Source organism: Hymenobacter sp. IS2118, from assembly GCF_000715495.1.
GTDB lineage: Bacteria > Bacteroidota > Bacteroidia > Cytophagales > Hymenobacteraceae > Hymenobacter.
On the sequence record NZ_JNLX01000195.1, the window covers coordinates 1 to 20,626 of the forward strand.

Sequence of the window (20,626 nt, forward strand, 5' to 3'; positions counted from 1 at the left end):
TGAAGCCGCCCCAGCGGGCATCGTCTATGCGCAGGCCGACGGGGCGATGCTGCTCACCGACGAGGGGTACAAGGAAGCCAAGTTGGGCCGCATTTTTGCCGCGACGGCCTTGCAAACGAGCGTGGTCGAGGAGCGCGGCGGGCACATTGCCGCGTCGATTTTTGTGGGCCATCTGGGGACGGCAGCCGCGTTTGGGGACAAATTTGCGGCGCAACTCGCCCCCTACAAAGACCAGGGGCGCGACCTGGTTTTTATCAGCGACGGGGCCATTTGGCTGCGCCAGTTCATCGAAAAAACCTGTCCCCGGGCCACGCTGATTTTGGACTTCTACCATGCCATGGAACACATTGGCCAGGCCGGCAAGGCGTGTTGGGGGAGCGGAAAAGCGGCTTCCGGCTGGTTTAAAGAACAACGCAAGCTACTGCTGGACAGTAAATTAGACCATGTCTTAGCCCATCTAAAGCAGCTCGCCATCGCCCCGGCCCTGTGCGAATCGGTCTGTGCTTACCTCGAAGCCAACCGCGACCGGATGGATTACAAAGCCTACCGCAAACGCGGCTTGTTGATTGGCTCGGGTGCCATTGAGGCCGCCCACCGCACGGTGATGCAACGCCGCATGAAGCGGGCGGGCCAACGCTGGGGCAAAAACGGCGCCCAACGCGTCTTGACCCTGCGCGTCTGCGCCATGAGTAACCGATGGCAACTGGTGCGACAGCAAATTGAACCCTTCAATCCCGCAAGAGAGGCCTAGCGACAATTTGAATTGCACCCAGGCGTCCTCAATCCAAAGAATATTTTTCGACTGTCAAACACCATTAAAACTTAAGCCAGGTACCCTTATATCCTTTTCTGCAATCCGATAATTACCCTGCTATTTAAATAGTATCAAAAATTATTTTCAATTATTTTAAAAATAAGTTGCTTAATTAAAATTAATACTCAACCTTTGTTCCACCAAAAGCAAGCAACCATGTACCGCCACCTAACTCTCACCAGCAATTCGGATAAGATGCAGCCAGAACGGCTGTCTCCGCTCGGTACGTTTGCCTGATTTTAGCCCCCGCTGAAATTTGACACCGCCCGAGCCCACAAGCTCGGGTTTTTTGTTGCTAGCCGGTTATCAGCCGCTTATCTCATTCAATCCATGCCCAATATCCGCCCCAGTTACCTGCCCAAACAGTTGCAGCTCCGGCCCGATGGCGGCTTGGATATACGCCGCCGTGCTTTTCTTCCTCGTTGGAAACGTCGATAGCTTCGACGTGAATTCCGCGAAATAGAAAAGCCCGCCTCTCCAAAAGTCGGGCTTTTTCGTGCCCCCTAATTACCGAATAAAACGCGTTTTTATTTGAATGGGAAAGGTGCGTTTAATTTAAATAGAATTAGCGCGGAATTAGCATTTGAATAATTATTCGCTCTGCGAAAATACTTTTTTATCACTCCCATATTCTTTCTTTTCAGCCATGTCCTATTTCAAATCAACTTCCGCTATCTGGCCTTTGGCGGCTGGCTGGCAGGACCAGTCGAATACCGCCAAACGGCCACGGGTGGCCCGCTTGCATCAATGCCTCGGAGAGAGTCATCGGCCGCGAATCCCGGATTATTTCCTTCTGAAAACATAGCACGGCGCTGTCTGCGGGCAGGGCTCCGCAATCATGGCAAACCGTAACAAACCCCTTTCGGCCGCCGCCTACCGCTGGCAGGAGGCCGGTGTCGCCCTGGCGCGACACGTTGATTGGCGCAATTGGCCCCAGTCCAAGCAAATAGAATACATGTTTTCCTTCGGCTCGCCCCACGCGCTTTATGAAGCATTGGGTGTCGATTCGACCCTGGCGCAGCTTTATGCGGCTTGCGCAGCGAACGGTTCCTGTACCCGGCAGAACAACGTTCGGGGCGCTTTGCTCGCCATAGCGGCCAAGCGCACCGGCCTGTTACACCGCCCCGAGCTGGCCCCGAACGTAGCCGCCCTGGCTGCGCGATATGCCAAGCGAGTGCGCGAAGTAGCCGACTGGAAGTGTCCAGGAAGCAATGCTTACCGCCAGCTGGCCAGCCTGGTCCGGCACTTATTCGACCGTTACGGCAACATGCCGGACTGGCTGATTGAGTCCTGGACGCGCCCCACCCTAACGGAAGACGGCGTGGACCTGGCCGATTTGACCTTGCACCTCGGGCAGGGAAATTCATTGCGCAACTTTCCTCATTTGCCCATTCGCCTCAGCAAACGGCTGGAGCAGGGCTTGCGGGAGGCCCCCGCTGGCTGCACGTTTCGTGAAGCCCTGCGCTATGCCCAGCTGGATGCCCGTGGGGCACTGGCCTGGTGGAGCGTGGTAATGGAATCGCGGCTGGGGCGCACGGCTCTGGTCGATGATGCCTTCTGGCTGAGCGTGGTGGACTTTTTCGTGGCCGCTCCGCTGGTTGACCCGCGCCACTTTGGCCCGGTCTGCGACTGGATTCACCAGAAGCGCAGCCTGGGTATTAGGGCCGAGCCCGCCCAGCCGGGCTTCACGCTGAAAGGCCGGAGCATGGCCTCGGTGCTGGCCCAAACCGAGCAGTGGCACCGAAGCCTGACGCGGGAACGCCGCAAAGGCGGCGCTCAGGCGCCCGAAGCCAACGCGAGTTGGGTGGGCCTGCCGGTGGCTGATTTCCGGGCCGGGCCGGTACGCATCGAGCAGCTCACCAGCTACCGGGCGCTGGAAGCCGAAGGCAATGCGCAGCGCAACTGCGTCGCTACCTACGTGCAATCGTGTCGCCTGGGTCGCTGCGGCATTTTTTCGCTGACCGTGGACGGCACCCGTGGCCTGACCGTGGAAGTAACCGCCAACCGTACTGTGGTGCAGGTGCGCGGCAAATACAACCGCTGGATGACCCAGCAAGAGCACGACTGGATTACCCAGTGGCTCGGCTCGGCGCGATTGGTACTCTCCAAGCACGCTGGGGTAAAGGGGTGAGGCGGCCCAACCGTTCACCTCACCCCCGGCCCCTCTCCCGCGGAGAGGGGAGCCTGACGAGTACCAAAATAAGTGTTCTGCAAGCTCTTCCTTGAATAAAGCAGAACGCTATTCTCAGAAAACTATACATCAATTTCCCACCCCCAAACCGTGCTGCCGTGGCCCCCCTCTCCGCGGGAGAGGGGCCGGGGGTGAGGTGACCCGGCCGCGACAATAGAACGCCAACATTCTCAATAATTTCCATCATGCGCTTCAACTTCTTCTCCCGAAATACCGCACCTACGGTAAACCACGAAGGCGCCGCTGCCTTCACGCTCACGCCGCAGGTGGGGCTGTACGCCGCCGTGGCTACCGCCGCGCTTAGCGACCAGTTCTACGAGGCGGCCGACACTCGCCTGACCCGTTTGCGCGAGCTGGTGACCAAAAACGACCCCGTTTTTGTGGCGCAGCTGGCCGTGTATGCCCGTGAAAGCTTGAACATGCGCTCGGTGCCGCTGGTGCTGTGCGTGGAGCTGGCCCGGCTGCACCGCGGCGACAGCCTCGTGAGCCGCCTGGTGGCCCGCGTGGTGCAGCGCCCCGACGAAATCACAGAATTGCTGGCCTGCTACGCCCAGGCCAACGGCCGGAGCGGGACCAAAGTCCTCAACCGCCTCTCCAAGCAGATGCAGAAAGGGCTGGCCATGAGCTTTAACCAGTTTGATGGCTACCAGCTGGCCAAGTACGACCGGGACGGCGCGGTGCGCCTGCGCGATGCCTTGTTCCTGGTTCACCCGAATGCGAAGGATGCGGCCCAGCAAGCCTTGTTCGACCAGCTGGTGCGCGGCGAGCTGCCCACGCCCTACACTTGGGAAACCGAGCTTTCGGCTGTGGGGCAGGGCACTTTCGCCACTGATGCGGACCGGCAAACGGCCGTCCGACAGACCTGGGAAGCCCTCATTGCCAGCGGCAAGCTGGGCTACATGGCTCTGATGCGCAACCTGCGCAACATCCTCGAAGCCAACGTGTCGGCTGCGGCCATCACGCAGGTGTGCGCTACGCTGGCCAATCGGGCCGCGGTGGCGCGTAGCAAGCAGCTGCCGTTCCGGTTCCTGGCCGCTTACCGCGAGGTGAAAGCCTTGCCGGGCGGCCACGTGGCCGGTGTGCTGGCGGCCCTGGAAACGGCCATTGCCCACAGCGCGACCAACCTGCGCGGCTTTGGGGCCGACACCCGCGTGGTGGTGGCCTGCGACGTGTCCAGCTCCATGCAGCAGCCCATTTCGCCGCGCAGCAAAGTGCTGCTCTACGACGTGAGCCTGGTGCTGGGCATGTTGCTCCAGAGCCGTTGCCAGCATGTCGTCACCGGCATGTTCGGCGATGTGTGGAAGCGCATCAGCCTACCCCGTGGGCCGGTGCTGCGCAACGTGGAGGAGTTCTACCGGCGCGAAGGCGAAGTGGGCTACTCCACCAACGGGCACCTGGTTATCCGGGACCTGCGCATTCGCGCCGAAGTAGTGGACAAGGTGATGATTTTCACCGACGTACAGCTTTGGAACAACTCCGGCGACGGTGGCAGCCTGGCTCAGGAATGGGCCGCCTACCGCCGCACCGTGGCCCCCCACGCCCGCCTCTACCTCTTCGACCTGGCCGGCCACGGCACCGTGCCGCTGCAGGTGCGCCCCGAAACGGGCGTGGCCCTCATCGCCGGCTGGTCCGATAAGGTCTTCGACGTGCTGAACGCGCTGGATAACGGTGATTCAGCATTGAGCGAAATCGAGAAAATTGAGCTGTAAAATACGTCTAACCCGGCCGGGCAATAAAGCGGAACCCCCGGCCGTAACGAGGCAGAGTGCGGTAAGCTTCAGCTGGCACCGCAGGGCCGTTTTAGATTGAAAACAAATATTTTACAATTTTAAACGGCCCTGCGGTGCCAGCTGAAGCTTACCGCACACATGAGGAAGACGGCTGCCCATGCTGGGCAGTCGCCGACCGGGGCGGGCCTTCGCGGGCCCGTTCCAACCCGGCTGATTCCGCCTGATTCAGGTGCCGTAGGAGGGCGTTACTTCGTTGGTTGAAATCTGACTGTTAATCAGAGAGATTGGGTTCGAATCCCCTTCCATGGCTTCGGCTACGGTTGACTCGCCCGCCGCTTGTTGCCCTGAATTTTTTGGAAATCAGTTGAAAAATCTTTTCCCTGTCCGGGTGTCGTAGCTCGGCCATACTTCGCACTCTTAATGCCCAGGACGCGGGTTCGATTCCCGCCGTGAATGGCCGTGAGGCTGTTTTCGTAGCTCAGCGGTAGAGCAGGATTTGAAGGCCGGGCGCTTGTTGCCCCGGACAGGTTTTGATAGTGCCGCGGACGTAGAGTGTCCGCGTAATTGAACGGCTCACGTACCCGCAGATTCGCAAGATTCTGGGTGCTGAACCGCTGTTGCTTGAAACGGGCCGGTGCCGTAGCACCGTCTTACTTCGTTAGGGACGATGAACTGCCGGTTTGAATCCGGCCCGTGGGCTTTGGCTCGCGGTGGTGTAAGCGATAACACGCATACCGTAGGCGTTGCGCCCGTTGCCCGGCCCGTTTTATTTTTCTTTTTCATCAACGATGGTGGCTCAAAGATGCGCCGCCACTTCGTGCACAACCCATTGATATGGCCAATTTTTTACGCGGCAATGACCTGCGAAACCTCGGTTTCCCCGAAGGTCGGGCCATCGGGCTTGCTCTCGCGCAATTGCAGCGCAAGCACCTCAAAAAACTCTCTCAAACCGACCAGCTAGCCTTGTTTGGTCAACTTTTAGCCAACCCCAAGGAATTCCTAACCAACCTCGACTGGAGCCATACCGCTGCGACCCTGCTGCCGGCGCCCTCCCGGCACATTGCCCTGGTAGAGCGCAAGCCCTACGTCACGTTCGGCGCCGAGCACATTGAGCAGGGGGCGGTGCACCAGATGGAAACGGCCATGAAACTGCCCGTGACCGTGGCCGGGGCGCTCATGCCCGACGCCCACCACGGCTACGGGCTGCCCATCGGCGGCGTGCTGGCCACCGACAACGCCGTGATTCCCTATGCCGTGGGCGTGGACATTGGCTGCCGCATGGCTTTGTCGGTGTTCGATTTGCCGCCCAAGTACCTCACGCAGCGCGTGCAGGAGCTGCGGAAAATCCTGCTCGACAACACCCGTTTCGGCTCGGGCCGGGGCTGGGAGCGGGGCCACCGCCTGCCCAGCGCCGTGCTGGACCGGGACGAATTTCTGGAAATCCCATTTCTGAAAAACAAGCGCGACAAAGCTGCCGACCAAGTGGGCACTTCCGGCTCGGGCAACCACTTCGTGGAGTTCGGCCTGGTTGATATTACCGACGCGGAAAACGAGTTGGGCGTGCCCGTGGGCCAGTACGTGGGCGTACTCTCGCACTCCGGCTCGCGAGGCCTGGGCGCGGGCATTGCCGAGCACTACACCCGCCTGGCCAAAGACGTGTGCAAGCTGCCCACCGAAGCCCAGCACCTCGCCTGGCTCGGCCTCAACACCGAAGCCGGCCAGGAGTACTGGGCCGCCATGAACCTGGCCGGCGACTACGCCTCGGCCTGCCACGCCCAGATACATCAGCGACTGGCGAAAGCCTTGGGCGAACGGCCCGCGGCCAAGGTGGAAAACCACCACAACTTCGCCTGGAAAGAGCGGCTGGCCGACGGCCGCGAGGCCGTGGTGCACCGCAAGGGCGCCACGCCGGCCGGGGCGGGCGTGCTCGGCATCATCCCCGGCTCGATGACGGCGCCCGGCTTTATCGTGCGGGGGAAAGGGCTGGCGGCGTCGCTGTCCTCGGCCTCCCATGGGGCCGGCCGCCTCATGTCCCGGACCCGCGCCAAAGCTGAGCTCACCGAAACCGGCCTGCGCAAGCACCTGGGCGAGCACGGCATCGAGCTAATCGGCGGCGGGCTCGACGAAGCGCCGATGGCCTACAAGGACATCCACACCGTGATGGCCAGCCAGCGCGAGCTGGTGGATGTGCTCGGTTCGTTCACGCCCAAAATCGTGCGAATGGACGGGGCGTAGGCTACGGCCGGATTTCCCGGTTCCACTGCGCAACAGGATTTTACGCGCCGCGCCACAATCCAAGAGTTGGGTAGTAGCGTATGTTTCCATGAGTCCTAGAGGGACTGTTGTTTTCATAGTTCGGAAAGCCCCTTGCTACTGGCGAGGGGTTTTTTATTGAAGAAAAATCAAGCTCACTGCCCACAAAAAATGCCCCGACTGATCAGTCGGGGCATTTTTTGTGGGCAGTGAGCAGCCATAGTAGCTGGCTGCGGCTTACCTATTCCACCACCAAACGCTTGGCCACCAAGCCGGCTGTGGTGCGCGCCAGCACGGTGTACACGCCCGCTGACAAGGTGTTCAGAGGCAGCTCCAGCGTCTCAGTGGGGCCGGCGGCGAAGGTGCGGGCGAGTACCACGCGGCCCAAGTTGTCGACGATGGTTACCGCCGTAGCCGCGTTGCCGCGCAGCTTGGTGGGCAGTAGCAGCGTGGCCGTGCCGTGGGCCGGGTTAGGGTACACGCTGGCTAGCTGGGCCAAGGCCGCCGGGGCGGTAGCCAGCACGCGAGCCTGGGTGCTGAACAAGAGAGCATAACGGCCGTTGTTGGCGTTAGCAGTCAGGTTCAGGCTCACGGCGGGCGTGGTGCTGAGGTCGGTATAGCTGCCGGTGAGGGCATCGCGCAGGTAGGCGCGGTAGGGAGCGGGCAGGTTGGCGAGCGTCTCCACACGCAGGGCGTAGGTGCCGGCGGTAGGCACGGTCAAGCGTAGCGGCAACAGCACTTCGGTGCCCGCGAGCTGCGGCTGGCCGTTGATGGCCAGGGCTTCCAGTGCGTCGGTTTCGGTGGCCAGCGCCAGGCCGGTAGAGGCCGGCAAGGCGTGGGCATCGAAGGCATTATCGAACCCGGCCGTGGCGCCGCGCTCGAAGTAAACTACCGCTTGCGTGCTGACCTTGGCATTGCCCAGGGCCAGCCGCAGCTGCGGACGGGTGTCGGTGGTGCCGCGCTGGAAGGGAGCGTCCAGGTTCGTAGTGATGCGGTCGGCGTTGGCAAAAGCGAGGCTGCCGGTCTGGCCCACGGCCGTGCGAACGAAGAAGCCCTGCGCCACCGGCACTATGTTGGTACCGCCGTTGGTGCTCATGCCGTTATTGTAAGTAGCGTAAGAACCGGTGTATTGGCCGCTGCTCTTGAATACATACAGGCCGCCTTCCAGGCCGGTTTTTCCTACTTTATTCCAGTCGAGGGACGAAGGGTAGGGGTTGCCGCGCAGGTGCCAGCCGCTCTTGGGCTGGTTGCCGCGGGTGAGGCCAGTGGCCGTGAGGTTGCCGTTATTCAGGGTGCCCACAAAGTCGACGTTGGCCTGGGCCGGGATATTGACGGTATAGCCGCGCGTGGGTTCGAGCACGTCGCTGGTGGTTGTGGGCGAGAAGAATCCCTGGTCGAAGGCCAGGGCCGTACTTGCGCTCGTGCTCACGCGGGTTTCGTCGTAGCCAAATACGTTCGGGAACGGCTTGACGGTGTTGCCCAGCGTGTTATAGGCCGGGTTCACCACGGCGCTAAAGCCAGCGGTGTTCAGGTCGGCCACGGTAGTGGCCTGTACCGGCGAACTGTAGTGACGGTAGCCAAGTCCCGGATTGGTTGGGGTGATGTAGCGCTGCACAGTGGCCAGGGCATTGACTGCTGCCGTGCCATTGTTTACCACCATCGCCGTGCCTTGGGCGTCGGAAAGTAAAACCAGGCCAGTGTTGAATTGATTTACCGCTCCCAGGTTGCCATTGAGTGTCAGCATCCGCTGCACTTCAATAATTCCGTTGAGGGTAGCGCCAGCGGGGCCAATCAGCAGGTTGCTAAAACGTATTCCGCCGCTGATTCCCACCGCGTCGGGGCCGGTGAGGCTAACGAGCGAGGCGGGCGACATGAACAAGCTGCCAGGCGTACCCACCGAGAAAGCGCCTTTCAAATCGAGAACAGCGGAGCCTACGAAGGTCAGGGTAGCGCCATTTTCAACTGCCAAATTGCGGCCTTGCTGCGAGGTGCTGATGAGTGGGTCGTTGGCAACGTCGGGAATACGAATATTGTCGGCCGCGGTGGGAACCTGTGCAGGGCTCCAGTTGCCCGGTATTTCCCAGGCCGTGCTCACGACTCCGGTCCAAGTGATGGTGATAGGGCCTGCTGGCAAGGTGGTGAAGCTGGCCGTGGCTACGTCCGATGTGGTGCTGCTGGCGCAATTGCTTACGATGCGCACCGTGTAGGCCGTGCTAGCTGCCAGGCCCGTGAAGCTCACCGAAGTAGCTGATGCCAAAAGTGTTTGCGTGGTGGTGGCCGGGTCGGTAGTCACGGTATAGCTCGTGGCCGAAGCGCTGCCCGTGAACGTAACCGTGGCCGAACTGGCGGTGATGCTACCTGCCGTCAGGCCCGTGGGCGCGGTGCAAGCCACCGGGGCCGGGTTCACCGTGAACGTAGCCGGGGCCGACGTGCCGCCGCCCGGTACAGGGTTGGTCACCGTCACGCTGTAGGTGCCGGCCATGGCTTGGTCGGGGGCCGTGAGGCCGATAGTGAGCTGAGTGGCCGAAACGAACGTGGTGGTACGGGCACTACCGTCGAAGTTTACCACCGAAGTGGCTAGGAAATTGCTGCCGCTCACTGTTAGCGTTTGGGGCGCGGCGCCGGCCGTCACGCTGGCCGGCGAAAGGCTGCTAATTGCTGGAACGGGGTTGTTAACCACGGGCGCAATCACCGTGAACGTGGCCGGGGCCGAGGTGCCGCCGCCGGGCGCCGCGTTGGTCACCGTCACGTTGTAGGTGCCGGCCATTGCGATTGCCAAAGCCGGAATGCTGGCCGTCACCTGCGTGGCCGACACAAACGTAGTGGCGCGGGCCGTGCCGCCGAAGCTCACCACCGAGCCGGCGATGAATCCCGTGCCGGTTACCGTGAGCGTGAAGGCCGGGTCGCCGGCCGTGGCCGAGCTGGGGCTCAGGCTACTGATGGTAGGAGCCGGGTTGGGCGTAGGCGTGGTAGTGAAGTCGGTCGAAACCGTGCTAGACGTGGTGCTGCTGGCGCAACTGCTCACGATGTTTACCGTGTAAGCTGTATTTGCGTTCAGGCCTGTCAAATCTGCGGACGTAGCCGTGCCAGGCAGGGTTTGGGTGGTGGTAGCGGGCACGGTCGTGATGGTGTAGCCCGTAGCCGAGGCGCTGCCCGTGAACGTAACCGTAGCCGAAGCATCCGTGATGTTGGTCACGGCCAGGTTGGTGGGCGCATCGCAAACCGGGACTACTTCAAACGGTGACTCATTGCTGGTGCCGCCGGGCGCTTCCGGGTTCACCACCTTCACTGGCTTGATGCCCAGCGTCGTAATGTCAGTGGCCAGAATCTGGGCGGTGAGCTGCGTGGTCGATACAAACGTAGTGGTGCGGGCCGTGCCGTTGAAAAACACCTGCGACCCGGCCACAAAGTCACCGTTCACGACGGCGCCGTTCACGAAGCCCGTCCCATTCACGGTTAGTGTAAAGGCCGGGCCGTTTATGGTGGCTACCGCCGGCACCAGGCTGGTAATGGTGGGCGCGGGCGCCACCGCGATGTCCCGGATATTGAACGGAAAAAATGGATTTGCCGGTACCAGATTACGCTTGTTGGTAGCTTGGCCATTCGCTAAATTCAAATCATAAAGGTTGGTGCTGGAAAGGCCAAACCCATTGGGCTTCGTAAGTTCCGACATGTAAGCCTTGTTGGTAGTGCCATCGAAATAGATATCGACGTTGATGACGGCGGTGGGCTCGATGTTATAAAACGTGTTGGGGTTGTTTGCATCCTGCAATCCGATTGCGGACCCCGTTACCGTTTTCATAACGCCGCTATTGGGGTCGGGCAGCGTGGCCAGAATGCCGCGTGCAGTTCTGGTTTCCGGCCGCACATCGGCACTGTAGAGGGTGGTGCTGGTGGGGCTGCCCAGCGAGTTGGTATAGGCCACCGCGCCCACCCTGGGGTCTTTGGCGGCGTTAATATCTCCCACTGCATAAACCAGCGTTCCGTCTTGCTGCACCACCTCTCCCGTGATGGGATTGAGGCGGTAATTGGTATCGTTAGTGCTCACCACCCGAATCCGGTCGGCCACCGGGTTAAAGTCGAACCCAATGCGTTCGGCAGGGCCGCCTAGCGCCAGGGTAATGGCACTGCCCACGGCCGTGGCCACCCCGGTAAGGGGCTGCAAGGTGTAGAGTTGTGCGTTGGACGGGCCGGTGGGGTTCGAAGCATTGTAGCCCAGCGCATACATCTCGCCCGTACTGGGGCGGTAGTCGATGCCCACCAGCAACTGGCCGACCGTGACGCCCGTGATACGCACGGCCAGATAGCTGCTGGCTTTAGGAAGGCCGGTAGCGGGGTCGACCGGCGCCAGCCCCTGCGTGCCCGCCACTGCCCCACCGACAATCAACGCCCCGCTTATGGTGCCAGTGGCCGTGCCCAGGCCGTAGATGGTTGACTGGGCCTGCGCGGCCGTACTGCTTAGCGCCAGCACCGAGACCAGCGCTGTGCTCATTGCCCCACGAAGCTGCCGGCCCACGGGCAGCAGCGAAAGTAAGTATTTGAACATATGAGGTTATTAATTAATTAATTAAACGAGGATTGAGTTGTGATTTGCAGCTTTTGGCGTCACGTACGTTTTAAAAACAACTACGGACAACAGTTGCCCAAAAACAATACGGGTGCAGCTAAAGCCTGGAGCTACTGCCACTCTATGGCCACCGCACGCGTTAACAAAACGATTCGTACAGGAAAGTAAGCAAGAACGAACACCAACTGACCAGGGCTGCGCTATCGGTACTTTTAGGAATAGTTATTTGCGGCTAATGTCTCTGCAGTAGCAAATAATTACGTCCGCGATGCTGCATCAAATATAATAAAATTAAAATTTATGAGAATATTTGATTAGTTGGCCCGCCGCTGTGATTACGTGGCCGCTTGTTCCAGTATCCGCACCACGTCGCCCACCCGGATGATGCCGCCCTGGGCGATGTGGGCCGTAAGGCCGCCCTGGCCCCGCATGGCGTTGTAGCCGCCGGGGCCCAGCTCTTCTTCCATGCGCGAGCAGGGGTGGCACTCGCCGGTAATGGCCAGAATAACCTCGTCGCCGATGCGGATTTGGCGGTTTTTGAGGGCCAGCAGGTTCAGGCCGCTCACGGCCAGGTTGCGGCGCAGGCGGCCGGGGTCCAGTGGCGTGTTCAGGCCCAGAAAGCTGGCCACCGAGGTCAGGGCTTCGTGCTGAATGAGCGTGATTTGGCGCTTGCCACCCGGTTTGGGTCGGGCATGGTCGCCGAGCAGGTGCGAATCGGTTTTCAGCTCGGCTTCCTGAACTGCTACCAGCGGTTCGCGTCGCAGGGGCCGCTGGCCAATCCATTCCAGGCGTCCGGTTTGGGGTAGGGTAGAAAGTAGTCGGGCGATGGTGGATTTGTCGTCGCCGAAAAAGGGAAAGGCCATGCGCGGGGTACGGTTGGGTTAGGAAATAATTACAGCTCGTCGGGGGTGCCAAAGCCCTCGCGAATTTCGGTGTGCAGAATGCGCCCGCCGAGGTTGCCCGCCCGTGCCAGCAGCCCGAAGCTAAGCGCCGTGGCCGCCAACGCCAGCCCGGCTACCAAGCGGGCACGCGGCGAATTATTCTTCAGCAGCAGCAGCGCAAACAATGCTAGGGATGCCGCGCCTTCCAGCACCCAAAACCCCAGCTCCGCCGCTTCCGCGTGGGCTTGAATCAGCGCCCGGCTCACGCGGGGCAGGTTCTGTACCACCTCGGCTGCGCCTTCGCCGGTGAGCTGCGCCGGCAAACACAGCACGCCCGCGGCCACCACGGCCACCAGGCCGGCCCGAATCAGGGTGGTGTTCTTCTGCAACAGGCCAACTGCCAGCAGTACCAGGGCAAAAAGACTGCCTATAATCGGCACATGGTTGACGATGAGGTGAAGATGGGCTTGGTTCATGCAGCAATACAAATAAGGAAAAGGGCCGGGTGAGCGAGCCGGGCAAAACTACTCCGGGCTCGGTGGGCAGCGGGCAAACGCAACCGTTTCGGGCCCGGCGCGACTCTGGTTAAAGGAACCGCCAGTAGCTGAAAATCGTTATTCAGCCAGCCACCAACCTGCGTTGCGCAGTGGCGTGCCCTGGTCGCTTCGCAATGAAAACAAAGTCCTGCCGTTGCTGGCCCGCAGCGTTGCTGAATCCCCCCTGCCTTGGCGGTGTGGCAGGTAGTTGATTCAGTTTTGCACGATTGCTTCAGGGCCAATTATGGCATTGTGCTTGCCCTTGTCCGGTTATTAGTCATTCACCTTTGTTGCCTCCCTCGCCATGACTTTCCTCCCTCGTTTTATGAGTCGCTTAGTTGCCCCGGCCCTGCTGGCTATACCGCTCCTGTTGGCTGCCCCCGCGCAGGCCCAGACGGCGCCCGCGCCCACCGACGTAATCCGTGAAATCACCGATGCCGTGGGCCTCAAGGCGCGCTTCGAGTTGCGCGCCACCCGCGACATCGACAACGCGGCGGCGGTGGTTTACAACGGCAACCGCTTCCTGTTATACAATCCCGATTTCCTGAACGCCGTAAACCGCGCCGGCCACACCGACTGGGCCGGCATCAGCATTCTGGCGCATGAAATGGGGCACCACCTCAACGGCCACACCCTGCGCGGCGGCGGCTCCCAGCCCGCCGACGAGCTGGAGGCCGACGAATTCTCGGGCTTTGTGCTGCGGAAGCTGGGCGCCAGCCTGGCCCAGTCGCAGGCGGCCATGGCTACCGTGCCCAACGACCAGGGCTCGCGCACGCACCCCGGCCGCGCGCCGCGCCTAACGGCCATCAGTCAGGGCTGGCAGCGGGCCAATGGCCAAATTGTGGCCAGCTCCCGCGTGACGGCTCCTTCGGCCGCGCCAGCCGTAGTGGCATCCCGTTCCCGGCAGCCCGCCCCCCGGCCGGACTACCGCTTTCCTACGGCGCAGGCCGCCGACTATGAGGAAGAAGTGATGGCTTCCAGCCAAAGCACGGCCGGGGCGGTGCGCCTCGTGGGCCAGCTCACGTTTCGCAACGACCCCAGCCAGCGCTACTACCTCACCAATGCCCTGAAAGTGGTGCGCGTGGACGACGAGGACAACGCCGAAGTAGTGGGCCGCATCAGCCGCACCACCAGCGGCACGTTCCCTTACGTGCTGACCGATGGCCAGCAGCGCCGCCTTTTCATTACGGAGCGCGGCGATGTGTACGACAAGCAAGGCCAGCGTGTAGCCAAGCTGCACGACCCTTCTTAATTTTGAAGCCAGCTTTATTTCCTGATGTCAAGTAGTTACGCCTTGAGTAATACACGCATTATTCAGCGTAAGTATCCCGAAAACCCGCTTGTTCGTTCAGGCGGGTTTTTTGATGCCTTCTTTTTATTGCTGATTCTCTCAACAAGACTTACGCGCGTTTATTTCTCGCAGAGGTCCGCAGGGGTAAAACGCGGAGGTCCGCAGAGGTCAGGCCGTAAAATCTGCGGACCTCCGCGTTCTACCTCTGCGGACCTCTGCGAGAAAGCTCGTTAAAAAGGCGGTTGCGTAAGTTCTGTTTCAAATGAAGTTGGCTGTTGTTCCTTCGTGGCTTCGTACCTATTCGCTTTTTTAGAAACCCATGTCCCAGCTGCCTTTTTTGCTTGTTGATGCTTTTACCACGCGGCCACTGAGCGGCAACCCCTGCGCCGTGGTACTCGATGCCGAGGCCCTGACGCCCGCCATCCGCCAGCAGCTGGCGCGGGAATTCAACCAGTCGGAAACGGCTTTTGTGGACCGCGCCGCCGCTGGCAGCACCGAGTTTACCGTCCGGTTTTTCACGCCAGCCGAGGAAATTCCGCTGGCCGGTCACCCCACCATTGCCACCGTGGCGGCCCTGCTGCATGCGGGCCGCGTGGCGCTGCCCACCGATGGCTCGGCATTGGTTCTGACTCTGAACTTACTGCACGGTCCCATTCGGGTTGATGTGATTCCGGCGGCGGCGGGCCAGCCGCCGTTGATTTGGATGACCCAGCGTCCCCCCGTTTTCGGGGCCGTGCACGCACCCGAAATCGTGCTGCCGCTCTTCGGCCTCACGCCCGACGACCTGCTGCCCGGCGCGCCCATCCAAACCGTGAGCACGGGCACGCCGCAGCTCATGGTGCTGCTGCGCGACCACGCCGCCCTGCGCCGCGCCCGCGTAGCCGATGCCGACGGCCTGGGCCGCTACCGCGCCACGAGCGACTTTTTCAGCCCGCACTTGTTTTGCCTGGGTGGGGCCACGCCGGCCGGCCACACGTTTGCCCGGCACTTCGGTACCCCGCCCGATATTTCGGAAGACCCCGTTACGGGCTCGGCCACGGGCGGCATGGCGGCGTATCTGTGGCACTACGGCTACCTGCAAACGCCTAACTTTATTGCCGAGCAGGGGCACGATATGGGCCGCGCCGGCACCGTGCAGGTGCGCGTTCGCGGGCATCGAATGGCCATCGAAACGGTGCAGATTGGCGGCACGGGCGTGGTGGTGCTGGAAGGTGGCCTGCGCGGCGATTTGTAGCCCTGAGCTGCAACCAGCCTCGTATTTGGGTTGTTAACCGGGCAATTCCAACTTTTTCCTCCTGCCCAGCCGTGCCCGAATTACCCGAAGTCGAAACGTATCGCCGCTTTATTGATGAGCTGGCCGTGGGCCAGACCATTGCCGCCGTGCAGGTGAATGATGCCCACGTGCTGGCCACGCCCGAAGACCAGCTCCGTGCCGGCCTCGTGGGCCGTACCATCTCGGGCACCAGCCGCCTGGGCGAAAACTGCTTTCTGGAGCTGGACAACGGCCAGGTGCTCGTGCTTCACTTCGGCATGACTGGCGACGTGGGCGCCTATCGCGACGAGCCCGACGCCCCGCGCTTCACCCGCGTGGCCCTGCACCTCGACGACTCCGGCCTGCGCCTGGCCTTCATCGACCCGCGCAAATTTGGCCGTATCCGGCTGGCCGAGAGCGTTGCCGCACACCAGAAAGCCAAGAAAATCGGCCCCGATGCGCTCGACATCACCGCCGCTGAGCTGTACGAGAAACTCAGCCGCCGCAAAATCTTGCTCAAGCCCTTGCTGCTCGACCAAAGCATCACCGCCGGCCTCGGCAACTGGATTGTGGACGAGGTGCTGTTTCAAGCCAAAATCCACCCCGAGCGTCGGGGCGTTTCGCTCACCGAAAAAGAGGGCCGCGCCCTGCACGCCGCCATCCAGCTGGTGCTGAATACGGCCATCAGCCAGGAAGCGAACTACCGGCAGTTTCCGGCCAGCTTTCTCATTCATGCCCGCGAATGGGATACCTCGGCCACACCCACCAGCGACGACGCGCACACGTTCTGCCCGCGCCACCCGAAGGTGAAGATTGAGAAAACCTACGTGGGCAGCCGGGCCACCTATACCTGCCCCAAGTGCCAGCCGACACCTGATTTATGAGTTGGCAACGACTCCGCCACGGCGCATAAAAAAGGTGAGCTCAACTGAGCTCACCTTTTTTTGTGAGGATTATGCATAAGCCATGTTTCCAATAGCTTATCCGTCAACTACTCCTCGTTGTTTTTGCGGGCGGCCTTGCGGGTGAGGGCCGTGAGCGGCGATTTGGTGAGGGCGCTTTCGCTTTCGTAGCCGGTGCGGCGCACGTTGGCGGCCGGGCTTTCGCCAGTGGCAGGCAAGGCGCGGTTCAGCCAGCTCAGAATATCGGTGGTGGTGCCGGGCAGCAGGCCGTGGAAGGCCGCCAGGAACTTGGCCGGCAGCGAGAGAATAACCTCGCCATCGCCGCGGCGGCAGGCGTTCCAGATTTGGCGGGCGGCCTGTTCGGCGCTCATCGTGAGGCCGGGCAGCGAGTCGGCGATGCTGAACCAGGCAAACTCCTTTTTCTGCTGGCCTTTCACGATGGCGTGGCCGGGGCTGCCGGTCCGCATCAGGCCGGGGCACACCGTGGTTACGCTGATGCCGTGCTGCCGCATCTCGGCCCGAAAGCCTTCGGAAAGGCCCACCAGGGCAAATTTGCTGGCGCTGTAAGGCGTCATGTGGGGCATGGCTACTTTGCCGCCCAGCGAAGAAATATTCACGATGCGGCCCGCCCCGCGGCGGCGCATGCCGGGCAGTACGGCCTGCATGGCGTGCAGCGGCGCCCAGAAGTGAATAGCCATCGAGTCCTCGTAATCCCGCAAATCCATGTTGTCGAGCGGCCCGCCCACAATGATGCCAGCGTTATTGACGAGCACATCAATGGCCCCGAAACGCTGCTCGACCTCGGCCACCATGCGGTGTACTTCGCCTTCGTTGGTGATGTCGTGGGCCAGGGTCAGCACGTCGGCTTCGGCGGCGCCGGCCAATAGCAAGTCCTGGCGGGCACGGGCCAGCTCGGCTTCGTCGCGGGCGCAAATGGCCACCCGGGCGCCCTCGGCCACCGCCTGCCGGGCCAGCACGAGGCCCAGCCCGCGCGAGCCCCCGGTGATGAGCACGACGCGCCGGTTCAGGTCGTAGGAGCCGCGGCGGTTGCTCCAGAAGTTGGCGGCCAGGGCGGCGGCGCCCAGGCCCGCGGCCAGCAGCCAGTTGGTATTGGTGCGTTTGTCGTGTTTCATAGTTGGGTGTATGCCAAAAGTGGGCGAAAGGTTGCACGGAAGCAGTTGGCCGGCCGGTTTTTCGGCGGGCTCTGGCACGAAACGTGGTCTGCGCCGCGTTGGAGCCACTGAGGGCCGGGTTTTCGCCCGATATTTGCCCCCGCCTTGATTAGGTTGGTTTGCTGCCTTCCCGCTTCGCCTAAACTCTCGTCTTTTTGCTATGAAATTGTTGATGCTCTCCTCGTTGCTGGTTTTGGCAGCGTCACCCGCTGTGCGGGCGCAGGCCCCGGTCGCGGTCAAAACCAAGGTGAAGCCTGCGGGCCAGCCCAGCGTGAAAACCAAAACCACGGCGGTGGCCGAAGCGCCCGCTGTGGCTGGTCCTTCCGATGAGGTGATTGACGCCAAAGCCAATGCGCTCACGGCCAACATGCAAAAAAACCTGGGCCTGAGCCCCCAGCAAACGGAAAAAGTCCGGGTCATCAACCGCCGCGCCATCGACAACGTGGAGACGGCCCGCGCCCGCTACCGCGCCGACCCCCGCAAGCTGGCCGGCGTGGTCGAAAGCGTCAGCAGCTCGCGGCTTTCTGCCATCAAGGAAGTGCTAACGCCTTCCCAGTTTGATAAATACCAGCGCAAGCGCGAAGAGAAGATGGGCGTGCCCAACGTGCAAGGTGTGCAGGGCAACTTGCCGCCCGGTCTGGGCGGCGGCAGCGACCAATAAGCCCGGTGCCAGCCCCTGGGCCGAAACGGCGCCCGGCTCCCAGAGAGCCAGGCGCCGCTATTTTTTGGGAGTGGCGCGCTTTTTTAAGGCAACACTGGCGTATTTCGGGGCATGACTCGACCCGTTACCAGCGCCCCGGCGCCCAATCGTTTTGCCGCTTTGCTGGCCCGCGCCGGGCTCGATTGGTTTTTGCTGGCTCTGATTGGCGTGGTGGCGCTGGCGTATTTCCGGCCCAGCCTGGGCAGCAAAGCCAGCCCCGTGCCCTGGAAAAGCATCACGACCGTGGGCGTGGCGCTGGTTTTCTTCTTCTATGGCCTGAAGCTGAGCTTCGAGAAGCTGCGGGCCGGCCTGCGCAACTGGAAGCTGCACCTGCTGGTGCAGGCGGCCACGTTTGTACTGTTTCCGGCGCTGGCGCTGCTGGCCCGGCCGCTGTTTGGGCCCGAGAAGGGGGAGTTGCTCTGGCAAAGTATTTTCTTCCTGTGCGCCCTGCCCAGCACGGTTTCTACCTCCGTGGTGATGGTGAGCATTGCGGGCGGCAACCTGCCGGCAGCCATTTTCAACGCCAGTATTTCCAGCCTGTTGGGCATTGTACTCACACCGCTACTGGCCAGTATTTTCCTCAGCACCAGTGCCGATAGCAGTCAGCTTTGGGGCCTGGCCTGGCAGCTGCTCTGGCAGGTGGTGCTGCCGGTAGGGGCGGGGGTGCTGCTCAATGCCCGCTTCCACGCGGTTGCTGAGCGTCACAAGGGCGGCCTGCGCGTTTTCGACCAAATCACCATCCTGCTCATCGTATTCACCGCCTTCTGCGACTCTTTTGCCGAGGGCGTTTTCAGCCGCTACCTGCCACTGGATGTTTTCAAGCTGGGGGCCGGTATGGTGGGGCTGTATCTGGTGGTGTTCGGCCTCATCTGGGCTTTGAGCCGCGCGCTCCATTTCTCGCGGGCCGACCAGGTGGTGGCGGTGTTTTGCGGCTCCAAAAAGTCGTTGGTGCACGGCAGCGTAATGGCCAGCCTGCTGTTTCCGGCCAGTGCCGCCACGGGCCTCATTCTGCTGCCGCTCATGCTCTACCACGCCCTGCAGATTGTGCTGGCCAGCAGCATGGCGCAGTATTTAGGTCGGCAGGCAGCGGCGGAACCGGTCGCGGCGTGAGGAGCTATTGCAGCGGTTAACGTGGAATTGGAAACAAATAAAAGACCATCATGCCAGACTAACCGCACTATGCAAGTTGGTGGCAAATCTGGGTCAGCAGCTCTTCTAAATAGGCATCGTTCCATCCGAGCCGCTTTCGTTTTTTCTTGATGCTGACCCGTGTGGGGTCCTGTTGCAGCAGGTTAAGCGCCATTTTGCGCACGAGGGCCAGGTTTTCCACGGCTTGGGCCTGGCGCAAGCGGTGGGCGTCTTCGCCCAGCGTCACGTCCAGGTGCCAGTGGAGCTTGTTTTCAATGGCCCAGTGGTCGCGCACGGCGGCCGTGGCCTGGGCCGGGGTCAGGCTCGCGCGGCTGCTGAGGTAGTAGCGCACGGCCTGCGACTGGGCCGGTCCGTCGACCGGGTGGCGGGTGGTCGCGACCCGGACCAGGGCGGCCAGCCCCGGCCAACGGCCTTCTTCATCGACCCAGCGCAGGTCGGTTTGGACGCTGACCTGGGTGCAGAGCGGGGTGTTGTGGGAGGCCAGGCTCCAGGATTCGAGCGTCTGCCGAGCGGGCACCTGAGCCAGGGCGCGTTCGGCCTCGGCCAAGAGCGTGGCCTGGTTCTCCTTGAGGGCCAGCAGGTAATCACCGCCTTGCTGGCAAATCTGGGCCGCGATGGCAGGTTGGCAGCTGAGCGCATCGAGGCTGACGAGGCAGCCGCGTACGTCGAGTAGGGCCAGTACGTCGGGGATGGCCGCCAGTTCGTGGCCTTTGCCCGCCGTGGCCACCTGGGCCAGGCTCAGGCCCTGGGCGCTGGCCACGGCCGACACCACGTGCAGCGCCTGCGGGCCGGAGCCGCGCAGGGTCTTACCGTCGATACAAACCTGGCCGAGTTGGTCGGCGGGCAGCACCTGCCGCATCCAGGCCAGAAAGGCCGCGTTGAACGCCGCCGCGTCCAGGTGCTGAAAGACCCGCCGGAAGGTATCGTCGGACGGAATACCGTTGTCCAGCGAGAGGTAGCGCCGAAAGACGGGTTCTTTCTGCTGGCCAAACCAGGCGATTTCCTCAAAATCGTCGGCCCCGCTCAGCACAGCTAGCACGCTGATAACGAGAATGTCTAATAGTTTGTGGCGAAAGTTTTTATTCTGCCGCCGGAAGTCCGGCACGTCGGCTAAGTGGGTGAGTAACGACATCGAACCAAGGGGGTAAGCCGCAAATTTACCCTTGCGCACATAGTGCGGTTAGTCTG

General features: G+C 61.8%; 13 protein-coding genes and 1 pseudogene. 9 read left to right on the plus strand and 5 right to left on the minus strand.

Annotated features, from left to right (window positions below):
* The 4 genes and pseudogenes from GM79_RS25665 to GM79_RS21785 form a co-directional block, all read left to right on the plus strand.
* Positions 1–751: pseudogene (locus GM79_RS25665) on the plus strand (ISLre2 family transposase); the annotation flags it as partial.
* A 901-nt stretch (positions 752–1,652) separates the two neighbouring features.
* On the plus strand, positions 1,653–2,945 hold the full coding sequence (locus GM79_RS21775; protein WP_035568020.1) for a PcfJ domain-containing protein: 1,293 nt from the start codon (positions 1,653–1,655) through the stop codon (positions 2,943–2,945).
* A gap of 245 nt (positions 2,946–3,190) precedes the next feature.
* Positions 3,191–4,714 (plus strand): TROVE domain-containing protein, encoded by a 1,524-nt coding sequence (locus tag GM79_RS21780; protein WP_035568021.1) that lies wholly within the window; start codon positions 3,191–3,193, stop codon positions 4,712–4,714.
* 855 nt (positions 4,715–5,569) lie between these two features.
* Positions 5,570–6,970 (plus strand): RtcB family protein, encoded by a 1,401-nt coding sequence (locus tag GM79_RS21785; protein WP_035568022.1) that lies wholly within the window; start codon positions 5,570–5,572, stop codon positions 6,968–6,970.
* 259 nt (positions 6,971–7,229) lie between these two features.
* On the opposite strand, the gene GM79_RS23485 is transcribed toward GM79_RS21785, so the two are convergent.
* The 3 genes from GM79_RS23485 to GM79_RS21800 form a co-directional block, all read right to left on the minus strand.
* A complete protein-coding gene (locus tag GM79_RS23485; RefSeq protein ID WP_051719184.1) occupies positions 7,230–11,534 on the minus strand; it encodes a DUF4394 domain-containing protein in 4,305 nt (1,434 codons plus the stop codon).
* Positions 11,535–11,890: 356 nt separating this feature from the next.
* A complete protein-coding gene (locus GM79_RS21795) occupies positions 11,891–12,418 on the minus strand; it encodes an MOSC domain-containing protein (RefSeq protein ID WP_051719185.1) in 528 nt (175 codons plus the stop codon).
* A gap of 29 nt (positions 12,419–12,447) precedes the next feature.
* Positions 12,448–12,912 carry a hypothetical protein gene (locus GM79_RS21800; RefSeq protein WP_035568023.1) on the minus strand — a complete coding sequence of 155 codons (465 nt, stop codon included), beginning with the start codon at positions 12,910–12,912 and terminating at the stop codon, positions 12,448–12,450.
* Positions 12,913–13,297: 385 nt separating this feature from the next.
* Between GM79_RS21800 and GM79_RS21805 the strand changes: the two genes are divergently transcribed.
* The 3 genes from GM79_RS21805 (at position 13,298) to GM79_RS21815 (ending at position 16,399) form a co-directional block, all read left to right on the plus strand.
* Positions 13,298–14,224, plus strand: coding sequence for a hypothetical protein (locus tag GM79_RS21805; RefSeq protein ID WP_035568025.1), 927 nt, complete (start codon positions 13,298–13,300; stop codon positions 14,222–14,224).
* A gap of 358 nt (positions 14,225–14,582) precedes the next feature.
* Positions 14,583–15,497 carry a PhzF family phenazine biosynthesis protein gene (locus tag GM79_RS21810; protein ID WP_035568026.1) on the plus strand — a complete coding sequence of 305 codons (915 nt, stop codon included), beginning with the start codon at positions 14,583–14,585 and terminating at the stop codon, positions 15,495–15,497.
* Positions 15,498–15,568: 71 nt separating this feature from the next.
* Entirely contained in the window at positions 15,569–16,399 is an 831-nt protein-coding gene (locus GM79_RS21815) for an Fpg/Nei family DNA glycosylase (RefSeq protein WP_035568027.1), read from the plus strand.
* Positions 16,400–16,506: 107 nt separating this feature from the next.
* Here the strand turns inward: GM79_RS21815 and GM79_RS21820 are convergent, their stop codons facing one another.
* Positions 16,507–17,550 (minus strand): SDR family NAD(P)-dependent oxidoreductase, encoded by a 1,044-nt coding sequence (locus tag GM79_RS21820; RefSeq protein ID WP_035568029.1) that lies wholly within the window; start codon positions 17,548–17,550, stop codon positions 16,507–16,509.
* Between the two features lie 199 nt (positions 17,551–17,749).
* Between GM79_RS21820 and GM79_RS23490 the strand changes: the two genes are divergently transcribed.
* Both GM79_RS23490 and GM79_RS21830 read left to right on the plus strand, forming a co-directional pair.
* On the plus strand, positions 17,750–18,250 hold the full coding sequence (locus GM79_RS23490) for a hypothetical protein (RefSeq protein ID WP_051719186.1): 501 nt from the start codon (positions 17,750–17,752) through the stop codon (positions 18,248–18,250).
* A gap of 111 nt (positions 18,251–18,361) precedes the next feature.
* On the plus strand, positions 18,362–19,399 hold the full coding sequence (locus tag GM79_RS21830; protein WP_051719187.1) for a bile acid:sodium symporter family protein: 1,038 nt from the start codon (positions 18,362–18,364) through the stop codon (positions 19,397–19,399).
* 67 nt (positions 19,400–19,466) lie between these two features.
* Here GM79_RS21830 and GM79_RS21835 read toward each other — a convergent pair whose 3' ends face one another.
* Positions 19,467–20,570 (minus strand): ISAs1 family transposase, encoded by a 1,104-nt coding sequence (locus GM79_RS21835; protein ID WP_035559885.1) that lies wholly within the window; start codon positions 20,568–20,570, stop codon positions 19,467–19,469.
* Positions 20,571–20,626: the final 56 nt, after the last annotated feature.